This is a genomic window from Corallococcus sp. CA047B (assembly GCF_003612065.1).
Taxonomy (GTDB): Bacteria; Myxococcota; Myxococcia; order Myxococcales; family Myxococcaceae; genus Corallococcus; species Corallococcus praedator.
On record NZ_RAWD01000197.1, the window covers coordinates 1 to 18,133 of the forward strand.

Below are 18,133 nucleotides of genomic sequence, written 5' to 3' on the forward strand. Positions count from 1 at the left end.
CGTCCAGGGCGCCCCCGGGGCCGGGTAAACGTGGTGCCGCCCCCACGCCCGGGGAAGTCACCCCCGCCTCCGCCAGTGGGTCCAAAGAACACCCGGAGTCCCTCCTCCGGCAGCCAGGGGAGCGGGCGCTGGAGGCCGGAAACGTCAACGGCCTCCGCCCCCGTACTCCGGGACGAAGGCCGCGTGGGACGTCGAACCCCTCACGCACGAGGGGCAGGCAACCAGGGGGTCTCTAGTGGACCGACGCGCTGGTGGCCGTGAACGCCGCGGTCAGGCAGCTCTGGTTGGCCGTCTGGTCAAGGAAGGTCTGGCGGGCCAGCACTTCATTGAAGGTCCGGACGGGGGCGCCATCCGCGCGGTCCGGGACGACCATCGGGCCGCTCAGGAAGGGCGACAGCGCGCCGTTCCAGTTCACGTGGGTGAAGGAGATGCCCAGCTCGTCGCCGTGGCAGCCGTCACAGGTGTTGAGCGAGAACACGTGCCGGGCCTGACGGTTGGGGATGCTCGCGGCGGGCAGGCTCCAGAACGGCGGCGTGGCGAAGGGCGACGGCACGACGGAGCGACCGCCGCGGAACGGCGTGGCACCCACCACGAGCGGAACGGAGTACGTGCCGGCCACGATGCTGGCCGCATTGGCGTTCACGTAGGACGGGAACACGGTGGTCTTCGTGGCGCGGTCCGGCGTCTGGGCCACGGTGTGGCTGTTCAGCAGACCCAGCACGGGGCCGGGGGACGCGAACGAGTTCGGGTTGATCTGCGAATTCCACAGGCGGAACTCACGCAGCTCCCAGGGGTTGAGCAGCCAGTTCTCGTTGGTGCGCACCTGGTTGATGGAGCTGCGGTTGGGCTTGCGCGGAGACAGGTCGCGCTTGGCGAACTGCTCCGTGAGGGCCTCCAGCGCGGCGTTGTACGAAGCGCTGCCCAGCACCAGCCCCGACAGGGCCTGCCACTGCTGCGCGTACGCCTTGATGGAAGCGCAGCCCGTCTTGTCCACCCCGTACTCCAGGATGACCAGGAAGGGCGTCGTGTGGCAGCTGGTGCCCGTGCCCTCGGTGGCGGCGAAGATGAAGCGGCCCTCGCCCGCGCTGCCGGAGCCGTAGGCGGGGTTGCTGCCGGCCAGGTCCAGCCGGTTGACGATGGCGATGAGCTTGAAGGGCGACTTCGCCAGGTTCAGCTCACCGGTGCCCAGCTTCGGCCAGGGGGTGACGAGCTTCGGCACGATGTTGGCGCGCGGCGGGCTGACGAAGGAGTTGATGGTGCGGGGCGCTTCCCACTGCCGGACCCACTCGCGCACGAAGGTGGTGGGGGCCACGCCGGTGAACGGCTGGTTGGCCATCTCCGTCATCAGGTAGTTGAAGGTCCACTTGCCGTTCGGGTTGCCCACGTTGGTGCAGGGGTCCCACGTGCGCGTCGGATCATTGATGACGGCGGGCGCGCGGATGATGAGCGAGCGGGCCGGATCCACCAGCGACGCCAGACCGATGGGCCGGATGGGCACGCGCTGGCCGACCTGGAACACGGTGGACATCGCCGTCACCGGGACGGTGCGCACGAGCGCGCGGTTCTCGAACACCGCCGTCGTCAGCGGCTCCTGCGACTGGGACTGCGCCTGGGCGATGCGCTGCTGCTCCGCCTGGAGCGCCACGAAGTCGAAGGTGCCGGAAGCGGTGAAGAGCAGGTCGCCCGCGACCGCGTCGCCATTCTGACCGTCGTCGCGGAAGAGCAGCTGCTGGGCGCCCTCCACCATCGTCAGTGTCAGCCCGCGGAACTGCTCGTTCTCCACGCGCTTCGCATCCAGCTTCAGCTCGAACACGGACGCCGTGGCATTGCTGGTCGCCGCCTGGGGGATGGCCACCAGGGACTCGACCACGGGGCGCGTCAGCTCCCCTTCCAACTCCTGGGTGACCGACCCCAGCGTCTCCTCCAACACGACGTCCCGGGCAGGGTCGGCCACGGGCGCGGCAGGCTCCGAACCCTCGGGCGCGGGCTGACCACAGCCCACCGCCAGGGACGACGCCAACAGCGCGAACGGCAGGCGCCAGCGCACACTCCGGGAATGCTTCCACAGCGAAGACACGTCAGGCTTCATGGGTGCTCCTTCCACGACGGGGAACCGCGACGGCAGGCATCCGATGGGGGCACCCACACCGCCACGCCCGCCGGGCTCCGGAAGGCCTGAGCCCCGGTCCCGTTTCCCTGTGAAAGCAGCGCGCCCACCCCACCTCCGGCCCTCTGGGGACCGGAGATGAATCAGGCGTTTCCCATATCATGAAACACTGACAATTATCGACTTGCAGACTTTGTAACCTATCCCGTTACAAGTCAGGGTTTGGCGTAACCTGGGAGGCTACAACCCGGTGGTGCCGTACGGCGTCTCGCTGAAGAGGCGGGTGCCGGACTGGAAGTGGGCGGTGTCACCGCAGTTCGCGATGGCGGTCACGTTCGCGCACGTCACCGGGGCCTGGGCGCGCGTCTGGCTGGTGAAGCAGCGGGCGCCGCCCTCGTTCCACTCGGCCTCCATGCTCCAGGATTCGGAGTCGCCCTGGACGCCCACGGCGTCATAGAGATTGACCCACTGGCCATCGGTGGTGTGCGACTCGCCGTCGCCGCAGAAGTCCGCGCGCACCATGCGGGTGCAGGCCTGGTGGTGGCCCGCGAGGCTCTGGCCGTTGGAGGCGGTGGCCCAGGGCTTGTAGCCAAAGTGCATGCACTTCGCGATGGCGGCGCCCTCGCAGGCGAAGGTGAAGGCCGTCGCGTCGAGGATCTTCTCGCCGCCGCCGGCGACACCCTGGCGGTAGTCCCAGCGGTTGGCGACGGCGATGGCGGAGGCCGCCGCGCCGCTTGAGTCCTGGCACACCGCGCGCCAGGCGCCGTCGGTGCCCTGGTAGGAGACGCGGTAGGACCACAGGTCGCTGTCCACGCCGCTGCCCCGGGTGATGCTGTCCACGCGCAGGGGCAGGGTGGAACCGTCGCCCAGCTTCCCGACGAAGCGCGCGCCGGTGAAGCTGGTGCCCGTGACGGGGTTGGCGCCGTCGAGCCCGACGAAGGCCGAGCCCTCCAGCCGCACGTTGGTGAGCGCCTTGCCGCTGGCGGAGATGGCCCCCGTGTAGGCCACGGACACCAGCATGCCGCCCAGCTCCGCGTTGTTGAGGTTGCGGCCGTTCAGGTTGCGGCCATTGAGGTTGCGTCCATTGGGGGACACAAGCTCCGCCATCTGCGTCCGCAGGGTCGGAGCCTCGGGCTCCGACGATTCCGTGCCACAGCCCACCGCCACGACGGCAAGACACGCCGCGACCACTCGCTGCAACGTCCTCATCTGGATGCCCCTTCCCTGCCCCGACCCCGACCCCGCACCGTGCTTCAGGTGACAAGGTCCGTCTGGTGGGAGGGAGCGGCAACCGCGGCAGGCCCCGGCGGGCACTTGCAGCGTTGGGTGGCATCCACTCCGAAGCGACCGGAGGGCGAAGCCCGGGCTTCTTGAGGGGTTCTATCGTCCTGTGGTGCTCAGTGCCCTGCGTCCGCGGACGGAGGCAGGTCCGCGCACACGCGCAGGCCCACCGCGACGTCGCGCATGGAGGCCTCCGGCAGCTCGCGGTTGGTGGAGCGCGCGGACGTCACGGCGAACGAATAGCTGCCGCCGCGGGCCACCGGGCGGCCGGGCTCCAGCCACGAGCGCGTCCACTCCCACACGTTGCCCGCCATGTCGTCCGCGCCGAAGGGGCTGCGGGACGCGGGGTGACTGCCCACGACGTCCGGGCCGAAGCCGCCCGGGTCCTTGCCGTAGGTGGTGTCCACGTTGGCCTCGTCCGGGCCCAGCCGGTTGCCGTGGGGGTACTCGCGGCCGTCCACCCCGCGCGCGGCGCGCTCCCACTCCAGCTCCGAGCACAGCCGCGCCCCGGGCACCCGGCCGGACGTGGCCAGCCAGGCCACGTAGGCCTCCGCGTCGGAGAAGGAGATGCCGCTCACCGGGAACTGGCGCCAGTCCTGCTCCGCGCGCTGCGTGCGCCGGGCGTAGCGCAGGGGCTCACCGCTCCTCGCGGTGTAGAGCACGCCGCCGGGCTGGAAGCGCAGCCTCCAGCCGCCCGCGTCCGGCTCCAGCGCGAGCACCCCGGCATAGCCACCGGTGCCCACGCGGGGCTGGCGCTGGGCGCGCTCCTGGGCGGGCAGGGCCTCCAGGTACGCCAGCCAGTCCGCGAATGTCGTCTCATGGCGGGCGATGAGGAAGCCCGCCACGGGCACGGGGTGCAGGGGGACGGCGTTGAAGAAGTCGCGCACGCTGGCCTCGGCGGCGCTGCCGAAGCGCACCTCGCCCGGGGGCACGTAGGCGAAGCCCGCCGGGAGCACGCCCGCGCGCGGCAGCGGCAGCACGACGCGGCGCGACTCACCGCGCTGGAGGAGCAGCGGCTGCGCCGCGTCCTCGTGGCCCGGCGCGCGCACGGTGAGCCGGTAGGGACCGGGAGGCACGGAGATGTCGGCCCCGGGAGCGGTGCTGGCGTCAGGCACGGGCGCGCCCGCGACCTCCGGGCCGCCGGGCTCGCGCGTCAGGGGGCGCAGCTCCACGGAGGCACCGGGCGTGTCCGTGGCCACGGTCAGTTGCGCGGGCGCGTTCCAGCGCTGCCAGCGGGTGCCGTCGCTGTCGTAGAGGCGCATGCGCTGGAGCAGCGCGGGCAGCACGGGCTCGCGCTCGTTTTCAGCCCACAGGGCGCGCTCGTAGAGGAAGTCCGCCAGCGCGTCGCGAACGTCCGCACGGCCGGGGGCCAGGGCCAGCGCGCGCTCCAGCCGGTCCGCCACGGCGTCGAAGTGGTGGCCCAGCTGGGCCGCGTGTCCGGTGGCCTTCGCCCAGCTCCGGTCGCCGTCCGCCTTGTGGCCGGTGTCGTAGCGCTGGAAGGCCTCGGTGCGCTCGGCCTGGAGCGCGTCGCGCTCGGTGCGCACGGAGCCCAGCTCCGCGGCGGCGGCGCCCAGTTCGGTGCGCACGCGCGCGTCGAGGATGCGCCGCTCGCGCCACTGGAGGCCCGCGTACACCAGGGCCAGCGACACGAGGAAGCCCAGCGCCAGCCCCTGCTTCAGGCGCCGGCTGCGCACGCCGGTGCGGCGCGAGGCGTCGAGGAAGGACTGTTCGCGCCGGGTGAGTTCGGACGGCTCCAGCACCCCGGTCTCCGCCAACTGCCGGGGCCCCCAGAGCGATTCGCGCGCATGGCCCAGGCGCTCCCACTGCGCGGCGGCGGCCTCCAGCCGGGCCTGCACCTCGCGGCGCTCGCCGGCCTCCACCAGCCAGCGGGCCAGCGTGGTCCACCCGGTGAGGAGCGCCTCGTGGGCCAGCTCGTACGCGGTGCCGCCCTCCCCTTCGCGGGCGACGAGCAGGCGCGCGCGCACCAGGGCCTCCAGCGCGGCGCGGTAGCGGGGGTCGTCGCCCACGAGCTCGCGGTCCGTCTTGCGCGCGCGGGTGCCATCCTGGGTCACCAAACGCAGCATCACCCCGCGCGCCGCCGAGCGCTGGTCCGGCAGCAGGCGGGCCACGGCGGCGTCCGCATGACGCGCGAGCGCGCCGGACACGCCGCCCAGCGAGTCCAGCGCCGCCTGGGTCATCACGCCCCGGGACTCATCGCGCGCGTCCCACAGCTCCGCCAGCGCGAACTGGAGCAGGGGCAGGCCGCCGTCGGAGGCCGCCGTGGAGGCGACGAGCGCGTCCACCACGGCCTCGGACTCGAAGCGCACGCCCTTGACGCGCGCGGGGCCGACGATGGCCTCGCGCGTCTCCTCGGAGGTGAGCGCGCGCAGCAGGTACAAGGCGTGCGGCACCTCCGGCCCCAGTCCAGGCACGCCGGTGAGGCGGGTGAGGAAGTCGCTGCGGCCGGTGGCCAGCAGGCGCAGTCCGCCGGCCGCCTCGGTGAGCGAGCCCAGCGCGGCGCCCGCGAGCGCCGCCTCCTCCGGAGGGGACAGCGTCACCAGCTCCTCCAACTGGTCCATGTAGAGCAGCAGGCCGCCCTGGGTGCCCAGCTTCGCGCGGAGCCTGCGGCCGAGCGACGTGGGGTCCTGGCGCAGCGTCTCCGCGAGCGGCTCCTCGCCCACGTCCAGCACCGGGGCGAGCGCCACGGCGAGCGCGGAGACGGGCCTGCGCCCGGGCACGAGCCGCGCGGTGCGCCAGCGCCGGCCGTCCTCCAGCGCGCCGTCGCACACGGCGGGGAGGATGCCCGCGAGGCACAGCGACGACTTGCCGACGCCGGAGTCGCCCGTCATCAGCAGGAAGGCCTCCGCCTTGAGCCGCTCCAGCACGGCGCGCTGCTCGCGGCGGCGGCCGAAGAACAGCGAGCGGTGTTCGGCCTCGAAGGCCTGGAGGCCGCGGTAGGGATTGCCCTCCGGGACGACGACGGGCACCTCTTCGCGGGTCAGGGCCTCCAGCGCGTCGAGCAACTGCGCGGCGGACGCATGGCGCTGCGCCGGGTCGCGCCTCAGGCACTTGTCGATGGCGGCCGCGAAGCCGGGATCCACCAGCGGGGAGACTTCGAGCAGGGGCCGGACGTCGCGGGTGCGCACGGCCTCGGAGAGTTCGCGCCAGGGCACGTCGCGGAAGGGGCCCCGTCCCGCGACCAGCTCGTAGAGCACGACGCCCAGCGAGTACACGTCGCTGCGCGCGGTGAGTTCCTCGCCGGCCCAGGCCTCCGGGGACATGTAGTAGGGCGTGCCCACCAGCGCGCCGCGCGGCAGGGACGGCAGGAAGACGCCATCCAGCGACCGGGCGCCCAGGGCGGGGCTGGCTTCGGGGTCCCAGTCCGCGGGCAGCTCCGGCGGAGGCATGGGCGCGCGCGGGGCGGTGGGCTCGCTGCTTTCGGCGCGGTCGAGCAGCTTGGCGAGCCCGAAGTCGAGCAGCTTCACCTCGCCGCTCTCGGTGAGGACGGCGTTGCCGGGCTTGATGTCGCGGTGGAGCACGCCCCGGCGGTGGGCGGCCCCCAGGCCCCGGGCCAGGTCCTTCCCGATGCCGAGCGCGCGCTCCCAGGACACGGGCCGGGCCAGCCGGTCCAGGCTGACGCCCCGGATGAACTCGGAGATGAGGTACGGCTGGTCCTCCAGCTGCCCCACCCGGTACAGGGTGACGACGTTGGGGTGCTGGATGCGGGCGGCGGCGCGGGCCTCCACCAGGAAGCGCGCCAGCGCGTTGGAGCCCAGCGACGGGATGAACTTCACCGCGACGGGACGCTCCAGGAGCGTGTCGTGCGCCAGGTACACCCGGCCCGTGCGCCCCCGTCCGAGCGGACGCACGATGCGGTACTCGTCGAACTCCTCCGGAGGAGTCCACGCGTCGGATGGAGGGGACGAGGCGGGAGAGCCCACCGGGGTTGCCTACGCATCCCGCGCCCGGGGGTCAACCCGGGGGCCAACGAGAGGGGTGCCTGGAGCAGGAGGCCGGACCCCGGTGTCCGACAGTGGACACTTCGAGGTCGGGCCTCGGGTCACTCCTGACCCGAGCGGGGCTTCGCCTTGCTGGGTTTGAGCATATTGCGGATCTTGTTCTCCAGGTCCTGGGGCAGACAGGGCTTGGCGACGAACTCGTCCGCGCCCACGGACAGGGCGTGCTCGGCGTTGCCGGCGAGCACGTGGCCGGTGAGGGCCATCACTGGGATGTCGCGGGTGCGGGTGTCCTGCTTGATGCGCCGCGTCGCCTCCCAGCCATCCATGACGGGCAGGGACAGGTCCATGAGGATGATGTCCGGCTCCCCCTCCTGGGCCTTCTCCACGGCCTCCAGGCCGTTGCGGGCGGTGTCGACCTCAAACCCGCAGAATTCCAGGTACTCCGCGTACATTTCACGGGCGTCGTCGAAGTCGTCCACGACGAGGACACGCTTCTTGGAGTTCACGGGAGCCGGCCCACCGCTCGCGGTCGGCTCGCCCTCCGGGGTTGTCATGACCGCGTTCTTCATGGAGCAGAGGCCTCGCATGCAGGGGAGGGGCGGGACGAATCTAAACACGTCCTCGGAAAAGTGCCCGTTCTCGCAAGATTTCCCTGGACGGGACGGAAGGGTGGGCCCGGAGTCCGGTGCGAAACAAGGGGACAGTGGACGACAGTGTAGGTGCGCGGAGGGATTGGGGAAGGGGCTCCCGCGTGGAGCCCCAGGGCCCATGAGGTGAGTCAGTCGTTGGGGCGGTAGACGTGGAGCCTGGACTGGGTGGGGTCCTGGTCATCGACCTCGGTCCACGCGAGGAAGATGCGCCCGTTCTTGTCCACGGCGAGTTGGGAGTCGATCACCGACGTGGCGCCGGGATTGGCGTTCAAGGGGCCTCCCACCTGGGTCCAGTGGTCCGTCTCCCACCGCTGGACGAACAGGCTCCGCACGGAGGGCTGGGCTTCGGTTTCGGGCTCTTCGATGAGCGCGACCAGTCGGCCCTGCGGGTCGAACTTGAGGGCAGAAGCGGATGCGTTCGTCTTGCCTGGGACACGGCTGAGTGCCGGCCCGATGTCGACCCAACCGCCGGGTCCCCACTGCTGAACCCGGACCGACTGTACATCCCCCTCGGAGACCGGATTGGCCACCACGACATTGGTGTCACCTGAGAGTGTCGACGCCAGGATTGGCGAGGCCACACCGATGGAAGGATAGGGGTAACTCGTTTGGCGTCCGACTCCCTGCCATTGCCCCACGTACGTCGTCCATCCCGGAGCAACCGCGCGCTCGTTCCACATCAGGAACTGGTCACCCCATCGATTCAGCTCCATCTGCATCGAAACAAGGCTTTTGTCCGACGGGTATTCAAATCCTCCCTGCGACTTCCACTCTCCAGCATCCAGACGCATCACGGTGGCTCGGACCGTGGAGGCGTTCAACTCCTTGAAGGCAACCACGGGAGTTGTCGTTCCCCAGATTCGCATCTGCAGCTCACTCAAGCTGGATTGAGCCAACAGCGGAGCGATGGTCGGTCCCCACGGACCCCAGGCGCTTCCATCCCAGAGTCGGACCTGGACTTCACGACGCCCATCGAGCTTGGGCTGAATCCAAGCAACCATCGGAGCGTCCGTTGAAGCCAGCTGCAATACACAATCCGTTGCATTGGGGTCGCCTGCCTCCCCTTTCAGGGAATTCCCCAGCGTCTGCCAGGCAGTCCCGGTCCAACGCTCGACGTGGACTCCGGGCGCATCAGCCTCAACCCAGGCCACATGGGGATTGCCGAGACTGTCGAGCTGCAAGGAGAAGGCATCGACGCCAGCGTGCGCGGGATGCGAGGTTCGTGGCTCCCCCAGAGGCAGGAAGGCCGGAACGCGCCAGGTCCAACCTCGCACAGGCAAGGTCACAGGGTTCCCCGCCACATCTGTCACCGTTGCATCAATCACCACCCGTATCGATTCATGCACAGGCAACGGAACAAGGGGGCGAAGCGTCAGGACCTTCCCGGTTTGAGACAACAAGACATCCGTCTGGATCTCACCCTCACCCGCCAGCAACCGGACCGTTTGACTGTTCACGCTCCCAGCCACCACGGGTTCGGACAGTTCCGCTTGAATGACCTGGTGTACGGATACCCACTGCGAGCCGTCTCCTGGGCTCTGGGAGATCAACGTCGGACCTGTTCGATCCACCGTGACTTCACGCGCCGAACTCACGGCGTACTCACCACACCGGCTCGCTCTCACGACGAGCCTATGGATCCCCTCCGCAATGGAGCGTGTCTCCCAATCCAACATGTATGGGGATGCAAGCATAGCGACAGTCCGTCCGTCCGCGATCAATTCCACGGCATCCGGCGTGGGCCCTGTCAGATTGACTTGGATCCTCGCCGTGGCGCCAACAACCCAGGCCTCCTGCACTGGTGATGACCAGTTGACAGAGATGGGATCCTGGGTGCCCGCGTCCTCTCCCGAGCACGGCAGCGGTTCCTCATCACCTGGAAGCACTTGCGGCTCCTCGATTTCGGGAATCGCAATGCACGCCGATTGGATCAGCAACAGCGACAGCAGAAGGGTTGTGAGGTTTTTCATGACGCCGCACTTCAGCAAGAAAGGCTCCACCCGCTCATAGCGCACAGCCCTCTGTGACATGGTCCATTCCGTCTCCGTTCAAGACGGTGGATCCCTCCAGAGGGACCTGCTCGTTCCTCAATCCCAGAAGACGGGGTCCTGACCTCCACAAACACAAGTGCCCCTGCGAAGCCTTGGCTTCACAGGGGCACCAGGACCGGCTCAACACATCCAGTTCAGAGCATTACGGCTCGGCTCAAGGAGCCGGGGCCGGGGTCTGCGCGGGCTGGGTCGCGATCCCGATGGCAGACAGGTCCGTGTTGACCGGCTGTCCCCAGATGCTCTCGTAGGCCTCGTTGGTACCCACCGTCGGCAGCTTGCTGAAGGCCACGACCAGCTCCGTCTGGGCCGGATTGAGCGCGACAGTGCCGCTGTAGGTGAAGGAGTACCGGGTGCTGTAGCCAAACGACGACTGGATGCCGAAGACAGGCGTTTCAGCGGGCGTGCGCGTTACGTAGGGGAACAGGGGCTCATTCAAGACGAGCGGGAAGCCCTGGCCGCTGTAGTTGTTGAGCTCACCGAACGAGTTGAAGCCAACCTTGCCGTCGTTGTCGATGTCCGTCTTGAAGAACACCTGGACGGAGGTGCCCGCCGGAGCCCGGAGGGGAGCGCTGAAGCTCACATACACGACTTCCGAGGAGTTGAGCTGCGTCGCCGCGAGCGTGCCCAACTGGGAGATTTCCTGGTAGCGGAGCTCGGAGATGGTCACGGCCTTGGGGCTGGCCTGGTCGCCACCGAAGAAGAAGCCCGTCTGGGTGAGGTTGGTGCCGCCCTCGGCGGACACCGCGCGCACGAAGAGGTTGTACTCCTTGCCCTCCTGCACGACGCCCGAACCCGGGTTGATGGTCGCCGAGTAACCGCCGGCGTTCACGTTCGCCGTCACCGCCAGCGACTCCTTCGCGTACTCGTCCGTCAGGCGCACGAGCAACGAGCCCGCCTGCACCGGCTGGTTGAAGTACACGTAGATGGGCTCGCCCGGACGCACCAGGTTGTTGAGCGGATCAATGACCTGGGCCGCCTTGAGGCTGCCCACGTTGCTGCCCTCGACCGCGAGCGGCACGTTCTGCGGCCGCGAGAACGGCAGGTTCACGACGCGCGTGACGCTGGTGCTCACGATGGCCGCACCCGAGTAGCTCGTCACGAAGCCGCCCGTCTCCGGGATGCCGTCGCCGTTGGCGTCCATCGGGGACACCCACAGGTTGTAGCTGCCGTTCAGCCGCGCCAGCTCCGCACCGGAGGGCACGCCGTTGAACGTCAGCACACCCTGGTCGTCCGCCGTCGCCTCGACGTAGACCTTGCTCAGCACGGAGGCCGTGGTGTCGTAGTTGCTCAGCACGAGCGAACCCGCGCGGTCCACTTCCAGCGTGCCCTTCGCGCCCGCGGCCGGACGGCCCTGCGGCGTCACCACGTTGAACACCAGCTTGCCGTTCAGCTGCGCCAGCGTCACCGGGCCGAAGCTCGCGTTGCCGTTGTTGATGGGCACCGTGCCCGCCGCCGACGGCACCGTCGACGTCGCGCGCAGCGTCGCATAGCCGGACTTGCTGAACGTCAGCAGCACCTGCGCGCCCGCCGGCACGTCCGTCATCACGAAGTTGCCGCTGGCGTCCGTCGTCGCCGACTTGCCCGTCGCCTGGCTGCCGATCGTCATCGCCACCGTGACGCCTTCCAGCGCCTGGAGGTTCGTTCCCAGCACCTGGCCAGAAACAGTCCCCTTCGGAGTCGAAGGCACCACCACCGACACGTTGTTCGGATCACGGATACCGTCCGCGACACCGTCATTGTCCGCGTCAGTCGAGTCGCCGCACCCCCAAGCCAGCAGCGGCAATACGGCCATCACCAAATGCTTCTTCATCGTCCCCACCTTGAATTTTTGACGGAATTTTCACGCCCCAGCTGTCAAGAAAGGGCGGAAATCGGACACTCCCCGAGCCGAGGCCACGGCGTCAAGGTGGGGGGATTTTTACCCAGGCCCCGGGTACGATGACACATGACGTCAGACATCAATCATCCCTGCCTCGGCTGCGCCATCGTGCGGGAGGACACCCGCACTACCGGTGGCATCCTGGCCCGCGCGCCCGGCTTCGTCCTCCATGCCGTGGCCTCGCCCAGCCCCGTTCCCGGCTGGGTGGTGCTGACCAGCGCGCAGCATGTGCGCGGCTGGTACGACCTGGATGAACCGTCCTCGCGCGAGCTGGGGCCGTTCGCCGCCCGGGTGATGCGCGCCCAGAGGGAGGTGCTCGGGGCGGAGCACGTCTATGCCTTCGCCATTGGCGACGTGCTCCTCCACTTCCACCTGCACCTCGTGCCCCGCTTCGCGGACACACCGCCACACCTGCGGGGTCGGGGCGCCTTCGACGCGGCCCCCGCCGAACACCGCTCCCCGGAGGAGCTCGAGGCCGCCGCCCGGCGGCTGGCGGCGGCGCTTGCCCGCTGACCCATGCCGGCCGTGCACCGGTGCGTGGGGGTGTGCCCCCCGCGAATCCACCCCCTGACGGCCAGTGTCATGGACCTGACATGTCATCGGGGGGAGAATGCAGGGCGTCACCATGCGTGTGTCCTCCCTCGGTCCATGGCTGCTCTCCCTGCTGCTCCTCACCACCGGTCCCGCTTTGGCGGACAACACGGCGGATGAGGCGGACATCGCCTTCGAACTGGGCAACGACGCCTATTCGCGCGGCAGCTACACCGAGGCGCTGCGCTCGTACTTCACCAGCTACCGGCTGGTCCCCAACCGCAACGTCCTCTTCAACATCGCGCGGTGCTTCGAGGCGCTGGGCAAGTTCAACGAGGCGTACCGCTACTACAACGACCTGCTCGGCGAGGACCTGCCCACCGAGGACGCCTCGGAGGTCACCCGCTCCCTGGAGCGCCTGCGTCCCAAGGTCGCCCTGGTGCGCGTCACCACCAATCCCCGGGGCGCGGACGTCTTCGTCGACCGCACCGACCTGGGCAGTCGGGGCCGCTCGCCCCAGACGCTCGCGCTCGCGCCGGGCCGCCACAAGGTCCTCGTGCGCAAGGACGGCTTCCGCCCCACCGAAGCCACCGTCACCGTCACCAAGGGCCGTGAGACTCCCGTCGACCTGGACCTGGGCCTCATCACCGGCATCGTGGACATCACCGGCACCCCGGAGGGCGCCGAGCTGCGCGACAACCCCACGGGCCCCATCCTCGGCCGCATCCCCGCGAAGCTGCGCCTGTCCCCGGGCCAGCGCGTGCTCCACGTGCGCGCCCCCGGCCATGCGCCCGGCCAGTACGTCATCGACGTGCCCGCCGAAGGCACCCTGCCGCTCGTCGTCACGCTGAGCGCCCAGACGCGCCCCACCGGCCGCGTCGTCGTCACCGCCAACCACGACGGCGCCGCCGTGCGCGTGGACGGCCGGCCCGCGGGCTTCACCCCCACCGTCGTCACCCTCCCGGAGGGCGAACACGTGCTGGAGGTGGAGAGCCGCGACGTGCGCCCCATGCGCCAGAAGGTCACCGTCATCCCCGACAAGGAGGTGAAGGTCCACGCCACCCTGCGCTACGAGCCGCCTCCGGTGCGCGCGGCCTCCAAGAGCCTGCTGTCCGTGGACGAGGCGCCCGCCTCCACCACCGTGCTCACGCCGGAGGAGCTGCGCGCCTTCGGGTGGCGCACCCTGGCGGAGGCCCTGGCCGGCGTGCGCGGCTTCTTCCTCACCGACGACCGGACGTACACGTACCTGGGCGTGCGCGGCTTCTCCCCGCCGGGCGACCTCAACACGCGCATCCTCATCCTCTGGGATGGCCACGCGATGAACGACGTGTGGGCCGGCCAGGGCTACGCCGCGCATGACCTGAGCGTGGACCTGGAGGAGGTGGAGCGCATCGAGGTCGTGCGCGGCCCCGGCAGCGCCCTGTACGGCACGGGCGCCTTCTTCGGCGTCATCAACGTCGTGCCCCGCGAGTCGCTGGGCCTGGACCGGCGCCTGGAGATCACCGGCTCCGTGGGCGCGCTGGGCTCCACGCTCGTGCACGCCACCACGTCGTGGGAGGACCCCGACCGCTCCGTCCTCTTCAGCCTCGCGGGCATGAAGTCCCGGGGCGCGGACACCACCCTGCTCGGAAATCCCGGCCCCATTGTCACCGGGCTGGACGGCGAGAAGGCCGGCACGGGTTCGGTGCGCGCGCGCATTGGCAACCTGTCCCTTGTCGCCCAGTTGCACGGGCGCACCAAGGACGTGCCCACCGCGCCCTATGGCACCCAGGTGGGTGCCCAGGGCACCCGCGTGCAGGACGTGCGCGGCTTCGCGGAAGCGAAGTACGAGCGCGACCTCTCCCAACGCATCGCCCTGTCGCTGCGCGGCGCCGCGGACCTGAGCCGCTACAGGGGCTATTTCAATTACGGCGGCGACGTCGCCCAGACGAACACCGACTCCGGCGCCGCGGACTGGCTCACCGCCGAGGCGCGCCTGCTGGTGGGCCTGTTCGACTCCCACCGCCTCACCTTCGGCGTGGAGGGCCAGCACCAGCTGCGCGTGGATCAGAAGAGCGTGGGGCCGTCCGTGGACGACCCGCTGGGCACGCGGAAGCGCTCCCTGGTGTCCGTGTACGCGCTGGATGAGTGGCGCCTGCACCCGCGCCTGAGCCTGTCGCTGGGCTTCCGCGTGGACAAGTACACCGACCTGGACTCGCTGCCGCTCACGCCCCGGCTGGCCGTCATCGGCCGGCCCTATGACAAGGGCCTCACCAAGCTGGTCATCGGCCGCGCCTTCCGCGCTCCCAACGTCTACGAGCTGTTCTACCAGGACAACCTCCTCACCCAGCGCCCCGCCGAACAGCTGGAGCCGGAGACCATCACCACCTTCGAGGTGGAGCACTCGCACGACCTGACCCAGGAGCTGCGCGTGACGGTCGCCGGCTACCACAACCGCATCTCCCAGCTCATCACGCTCACCACCGAGTCCGCGCCCACGCCCGGCTGCGGCCCCGAGGGCGCGCCCAGCCAGTGCCTCGTGTACGCGAACAGCTCCGGCGAGACGATGGCGTGGGGCGCGGAGGCCGGACTGCACTGGCAGCCGGGCCGCTGGCTGCTGGTGGACCTGAGCTATTCCTACGTGACGCTGCGCAATGCCTCGCAGGACGTCGTGCAGGCCAAGCCCGCGCACCTGGCCTCCGGGCGCTTCCTGCTGCCCGTGGGCAACGGCGACATGCGCATCGCCACCCAGGCCACGTACCAGAGCTCGCGCGTGGACGGCATCTCCGGCGCCGACAGCGGCGAGGCGCTGCTCGTGGGCTTCGGCGTGTCCGGCGACTACGGACGGCTGCGCTACTTCGCCGGCGTGAACAACCTGCTGGACTCGCGCTACGCCTTCATCGTGGGAGAGGACGCGTCCGCCGGGCCCGTGCCCCAGTACGGCCGCACCTTCAACCTCCAGCTCACCGGCAGCTTCTGAACGGACCTTCGCGCGCCATGGCCGACGACACCTCGCTCGACTTCATCCGCCCCGGACACCCGCTGTACGACGGGGAGCTGGAGCTGCGCTTCCGCGTGCTGCGTGAGCCGCTGGGCTTCGCGCGCTCGGACGTGAAGTTCCCCTTCGAGGACGCAAGCCTCCACCTCGTCGCCCACGCGGGCGGCACCGTCACCGGCTGCGTGCTCTTCCACCCGGAGGATGCGCACGGCGGCCGGCTCTTCCAGATGGCGGTGGCGTCCTCGCTGCAGGGGAAGGGACTGGGGGCCCGGCTGGTGCGCGCGCTGGAGGAGGAGCTGCGACAGCGCGGCTTCCGCCACGTGCACCTGCACGCCCGCGCGAACGTCGTCCCCTTCTACGAACGCCTGGGCTACGCGGTGTACGGCGAGCCCTACGTCGAGGTGGGCGTGCCCCACCGGAACATGCAGCGCGACCTCTGAACCTTCCGAGCTTGCCGAGCCTGGGGCCTCGCCTCAGGTGACGGGGACCTGGACCGGCGCGCGGCGGCTGCTCCAGAGCACCACCCCCAGGGCCGTGAGCGACATCGCGGCGCCCACCGCGCACACGCCGGACCAGCCCGCTCGCGTCCACGCCGCCGTCCCGGCCCACGCACCCGCCGCGCCGCCCAGGAAGTAGGTCACCATGTAGAGCGTGTTGAGTCGGCTGCGCGCCTCCGGCCGCAACGCGTACACGCGCGCCTGGTTGGTGATCTGATTGGCCTGCACGCCCAGGTCCAGCAGCAACACGCCCAGCGCGAGGCCCCACAGCGTGTGCCCCGCCCACCACAGCACGCCGAAGGAGGCCAGCAGCACGGCGATGGCCAGCGCGTTGAGGCGCCGGTCTCCGCGCTTGTCGGCCAGACGCCCCACCAGCGGCGCGACGCCCGCGCCCGCCACGCCCACCACGCCGAAGAGCCCTGCCACCTGCGCGTCGTAGTGCCCGGGCAGCGACTGGAGGTGGAGCGCCAGCGTGACCCAGAAAGCACTGAAGGCGCCGAAGGTGAGCGCGCCCAGCAGCGCGTGCAACCGCAGCACCGGCTCCGTGCGCGCCAGGTGGATGAGCGAACGCATCAGCGCGGGGTACGGCATCGCGGCCAGCGGCGGCTGCGCGGGCAGCGTGAAGCGCAACACGAAGCCCAGCGCCACCATCAAGCCCGCGGCCACCCAGAACATGGTGCGCCAACCCAGGTGCGTGCCCACGAAGCCCGCCGCCGTGCGCGACAGCAGGATGCCGATGAGCAACCCGCTCATCACCGTGCCCACCACCCGCCCCCGCTGCGAGGGCTCCGCGAGCTGCGCCGCGAAGGGCACCAGCAGTTGCGGAATCACCGTGGTGACGCCCACCGCGAAGCTCGCCGCCACCAGCACCTGCAGGCCAGGCGCGAGCGCCGTCGCCGACAGCGCCACGGCCACGCAGGCGCACAGCGTGAGGATGACGCGCCGGCGCTCCAGGCTGTCGCCCAGGGGCACCAGCAACAACATGCCCACCGCGTAGCCCACCTGCGTCAGCGTGGGCACCAGCCCCACCGCTCCGTCCGACGCGCCCAGCGTGCGCCCGATGTCTCCCAGGAGGGGCTGGTTGTAATAGAGGTTCGCGGCCGTGACGGCGCTGGCCGCCGCCATCAGCCCGACCAGCGAGGGACGCAGCGAAGCGGGGGCGGGCTCGGAGGGTGTCGTCATGGGGGGCGCAACGGATAAGCCTCGCACCCGGAGGCTTCAAGCAGGACGCGCGGCCCGGCCTCCACCCGCGCCATCCGGGCGGGCAGGCCACGCGTCCCTTCCCCCTTTCCCGGGGCGCGCGTGCCGGGCAGGCTGCGGGCCATGCTTCGATCCCTTCTGCTGTGCACGGTGCTGGCCCTCGCGGGCTGTGGTGATTCCTCCTCGGGTGACCCCGCCAAGGTGTCGTACGCCGACTCGCTGGGCGTGGACCTGGCCGCGATGAACAAGAGCGACTCCGGGCTCTACACGCAGGACCTGACGGTGGGCACCGGCGCGGAGGCCTCCGCCGGGAAGGTCGTCCAGGTGCACTACTCCGGGTGGCTGCCGGACGGCACGCTGTTCGACAGCAGCATTCCCCGCAACCAGCCCTTCGCCTTCAACCTGGGCCAGGGCCGCGTCATCGAGGGCTGGGACGAGGGCGTCGCCGGCATGCGCGTGGGCGGCAAGCGCAAGCTCGTCATCCCGTCCGACCTGGGCTACGGCGGCAGCGGGTCGCCGCCCGTCATCCCCGGCGACTCCGTGCTCGTCTTCGACGTGCAGCTCCTCGCCGTCTACTGACGACGCACGTCCGCGCCCGCGCCCCGCCGGAATCGGGGGACGCCTTCAGACGCCGGGCGTCCCACCGGACACCGGCGGCGCGGGCGGGGCGCGCTTCTTGGGCGGCAGGCGCGAGCGGCCCTTGGGCCCCTTCAGCGCCACGCCCAGCAGCATCGTCGCCGGCAGCATCATGCCCAGTCCCTGCGTGAGGTCCTTGGGCGGGTGGGTCACCACGCCCAGCACCATGCCCGCGAAGAGCAGACCGCAGACCAGCCGGAGGATGATGGCGTTCACGTGCGTGACTCCCCGGTATCCGGACTCCAAGCCTTGGCGCCTGGGTCCGGTGACGAGAGGCGCGGGAGCATAGCGCGCGGCGCCCCGGCGCGCCGTCCGTTAAGGTGGCCACGTGAGCCCCCTGAAACGCTTCCAGCCCGGTTACGACC

12 protein-coding genes are annotated in these 18,133 nt (G+C 70.4%); 4 read left to right on the plus strand and 8 right to left on the minus strand.

Annotation, left to right across the window (positions count from 1 at the left end; translation table 11 throughout):
* Positions 1–232 precede the first annotated feature (232 nt).
* The 6 genes from D7X74_RS26585 to D7X74_RS26610 all read right to left on the minus strand — a co-directional run bounded on the left by D7X74_RS26585 (position 233) and on the right by D7X74_RS26610 (position 11,858).
* Positions 233–2,089, minus strand: coding sequence for a hypothetical protein (locus D7X74_RS26585; RefSeq protein ID WP_120535805.1), 1,857 nt, complete (start codon positions 2,087–2,089; stop codon positions 233–235).
* Positions 2,090–2,347: 258 nt separating this feature from the next.
* Positions 2,348–3,316 carry an ADYC domain-containing protein gene (locus D7X74_RS26590; RefSeq protein ID WP_120535806.1) on the minus strand — a complete coding sequence of 323 codons (969 nt, stop codon included), beginning with the start codon at positions 3,314–3,316 and terminating at the stop codon, positions 2,348–2,350.
* 188 nt (positions 3,317–3,504) lie between these two features.
* Complete coding sequence (locus D7X74_RS26595; RefSeq protein WP_120535807.1) at positions 3,505–7,329, minus strand: SUMF1/EgtB/PvdO family nonheme iron enzyme; 3,825 nt, start codon at positions 7,327–7,329, stop codon at positions 3,505–3,507.
* Between the two features lie 119 nt (positions 7,330–7,448).
* Positions 7,449–7,901, minus strand: coding sequence for a response regulator (locus tag D7X74_RS26600; protein ID WP_233595806.1), 453 nt, complete (start codon positions 7,899–7,901; stop codon positions 7,449–7,451).
* A gap of 224 nt (positions 7,902–8,125) precedes the next feature.
* Positions 8,126–9,967 (minus strand): Ig-like domain-containing protein, encoded by a 1,842-nt coding sequence (locus D7X74_RS26605; RefSeq protein ID WP_158622297.1) that lies wholly within the window; start codon positions 9,965–9,967, stop codon positions 8,126–8,128.
* A 235-nt stretch (positions 9,968–10,202) separates the two neighbouring features.
* On the minus strand, positions 10,203–11,858 hold the full coding sequence (locus D7X74_RS26610; protein ID WP_120535810.1) for a carboxypeptidase-like regulatory domain-containing protein: 1,656 nt from the start codon (positions 11,856–11,858) through the stop codon (positions 10,203–10,205).
* 135 nt (positions 11,859–11,993) lie between these two features.
* Between D7X74_RS26610 and D7X74_RS26615 the strand changes: the two genes are divergently transcribed.
* From D7X74_RS26615 to D7X74_RS26625, 3 genes are all read left to right on the plus strand, one after another.
* A complete protein-coding gene (locus tag D7X74_RS26615; RefSeq protein ID WP_120535811.1) occupies positions 11,994–12,440 on the plus strand; it encodes an HIT family protein in 447 nt (148 codons plus the stop codon).
* A gap of 112 nt (positions 12,441–12,552) precedes the next feature.
* The gene (locus D7X74_RS26620; RefSeq protein WP_120535816.1) at positions 12,553–15,417 is read left to right on the plus strand and encodes a TonB-dependent receptor domain-containing protein; all 2,865 of its coding nucleotides are present in this window, start codon (positions 12,553–12,555) and stop codon (positions 15,415–15,417) included.
* Positions 15,418–15,434: 17 nt separating this feature from the next.
* Complete coding sequence (locus tag D7X74_RS26625) at positions 15,435–15,875, plus strand: GNAT family N-acetyltransferase (protein WP_120535812.1); 441 nt, start codon at positions 15,435–15,437, stop codon at positions 15,873–15,875.
* A gap of 33 nt (positions 15,876–15,908) precedes the next feature.
* Here the strand turns inward: D7X74_RS26625 and D7X74_RS26630 are convergent, their stop codons facing one another.
* Positions 15,909–17,114, minus strand: coding sequence for an MFS transporter (locus D7X74_RS26630; protein ID WP_120535813.1), 1,206 nt, complete (start codon positions 17,112–17,114; stop codon positions 15,909–15,911).
* 141 nt (positions 17,115–17,255) lie between these two features.
* Here D7X74_RS26630 and D7X74_RS26635 point away from each other — a divergent pair, with 141 nt between their 5' ends.
* On the plus strand, positions 17,256–17,711 hold the full coding sequence (locus D7X74_RS26635; RefSeq protein ID WP_120535814.1) for an FKBP-type peptidyl-prolyl cis-trans isomerase: 456 nt from the start codon (positions 17,256–17,258) through the stop codon (positions 17,709–17,711).
* A gap of 45 nt (positions 17,712–17,756) precedes the next feature.
* Here D7X74_RS26635 and D7X74_RS26640 read toward each other — a convergent pair whose 3' ends face one another.
* On the minus strand, positions 17,757–17,984 hold the full coding sequence (locus tag D7X74_RS26640; protein ID WP_120535815.1) for a hypothetical protein: 228 nt from the start codon (positions 17,982–17,984) through the stop codon (positions 17,757–17,759).
* Positions 17,985–18,133 lie beyond the last annotated feature (149 nt).

Excerpts from the sequence above, each read along its gene's own strand:
- D7X74_RS26585 (WP_120535805.1), bottom strand. The coding sequence starts at position 2,089 with ATGAAGCCTGACGTGTCTTCGCTGTGGAAGCATTCCCGGAGTGTGCGC.
- D7X74_RS26590 (WP_120535806.1), bottom strand. The coding sequence starts at position 3,316 with ATGAGGACGTTGCAGCGAGTGGTCGCGGCGTGTCTTGCCGTCGTGGCG.
- D7X74_RS26600 (WP_233595806.1), bottom strand. The coding sequence starts at position 7,901 with ATGACAACCCCGGAGGGCGAGCCGACCGCGAGCGGTGGGCCGGCTCCC.
- D7X74_RS26605 (WP_158622297.1), bottom strand. The coding sequence starts at position 9,967 with ATGAAAAACCTCACAACCCTTCTGCTGTCGCTGTTGCTGATCCAATCG.
- D7X74_RS26610 (WP_120535810.1), bottom strand. The coding sequence starts at position 11,858 with ATGAAGAAGCATTTGGTGATGGCCGTATTGCCGCTGCTGGCTTGGGGG.
- D7X74_RS26615 (WP_120535811.1), top strand. The coding sequence starts at position 11,994 with ATGACGTCAGACATCAATCATCCCTGCCTCGGCTGCGCCATCGTGCGG.
- D7X74_RS26620 (WP_120535816.1), top strand. The coding sequence starts at position 12,553 with ATGCGTGTGTCCTCCCTCGGTCCATGGCTGCTCTCCCTGCTGCTCCTC.
- D7X74_RS26625 (WP_120535812.1), top strand. The coding sequence starts at position 15,435 with ATGGCCGACGACACCTCGCTCGACTTCATCCGCCCCGGACACCCGCTG.
- D7X74_RS26630 (WP_120535813.1), bottom strand. The coding sequence starts at position 17,114 with ATGACGACACCCTCCGAGCCCGCCCCCGCTTCGCTGCGTCCCTCGCTG.
- D7X74_RS26635 (WP_120535814.1), top strand. The coding sequence starts at position 17,256 with ATGCTTCGATCCCTTCTGCTGTGCACGGTGCTGGCCCTCGCGGGCTGT.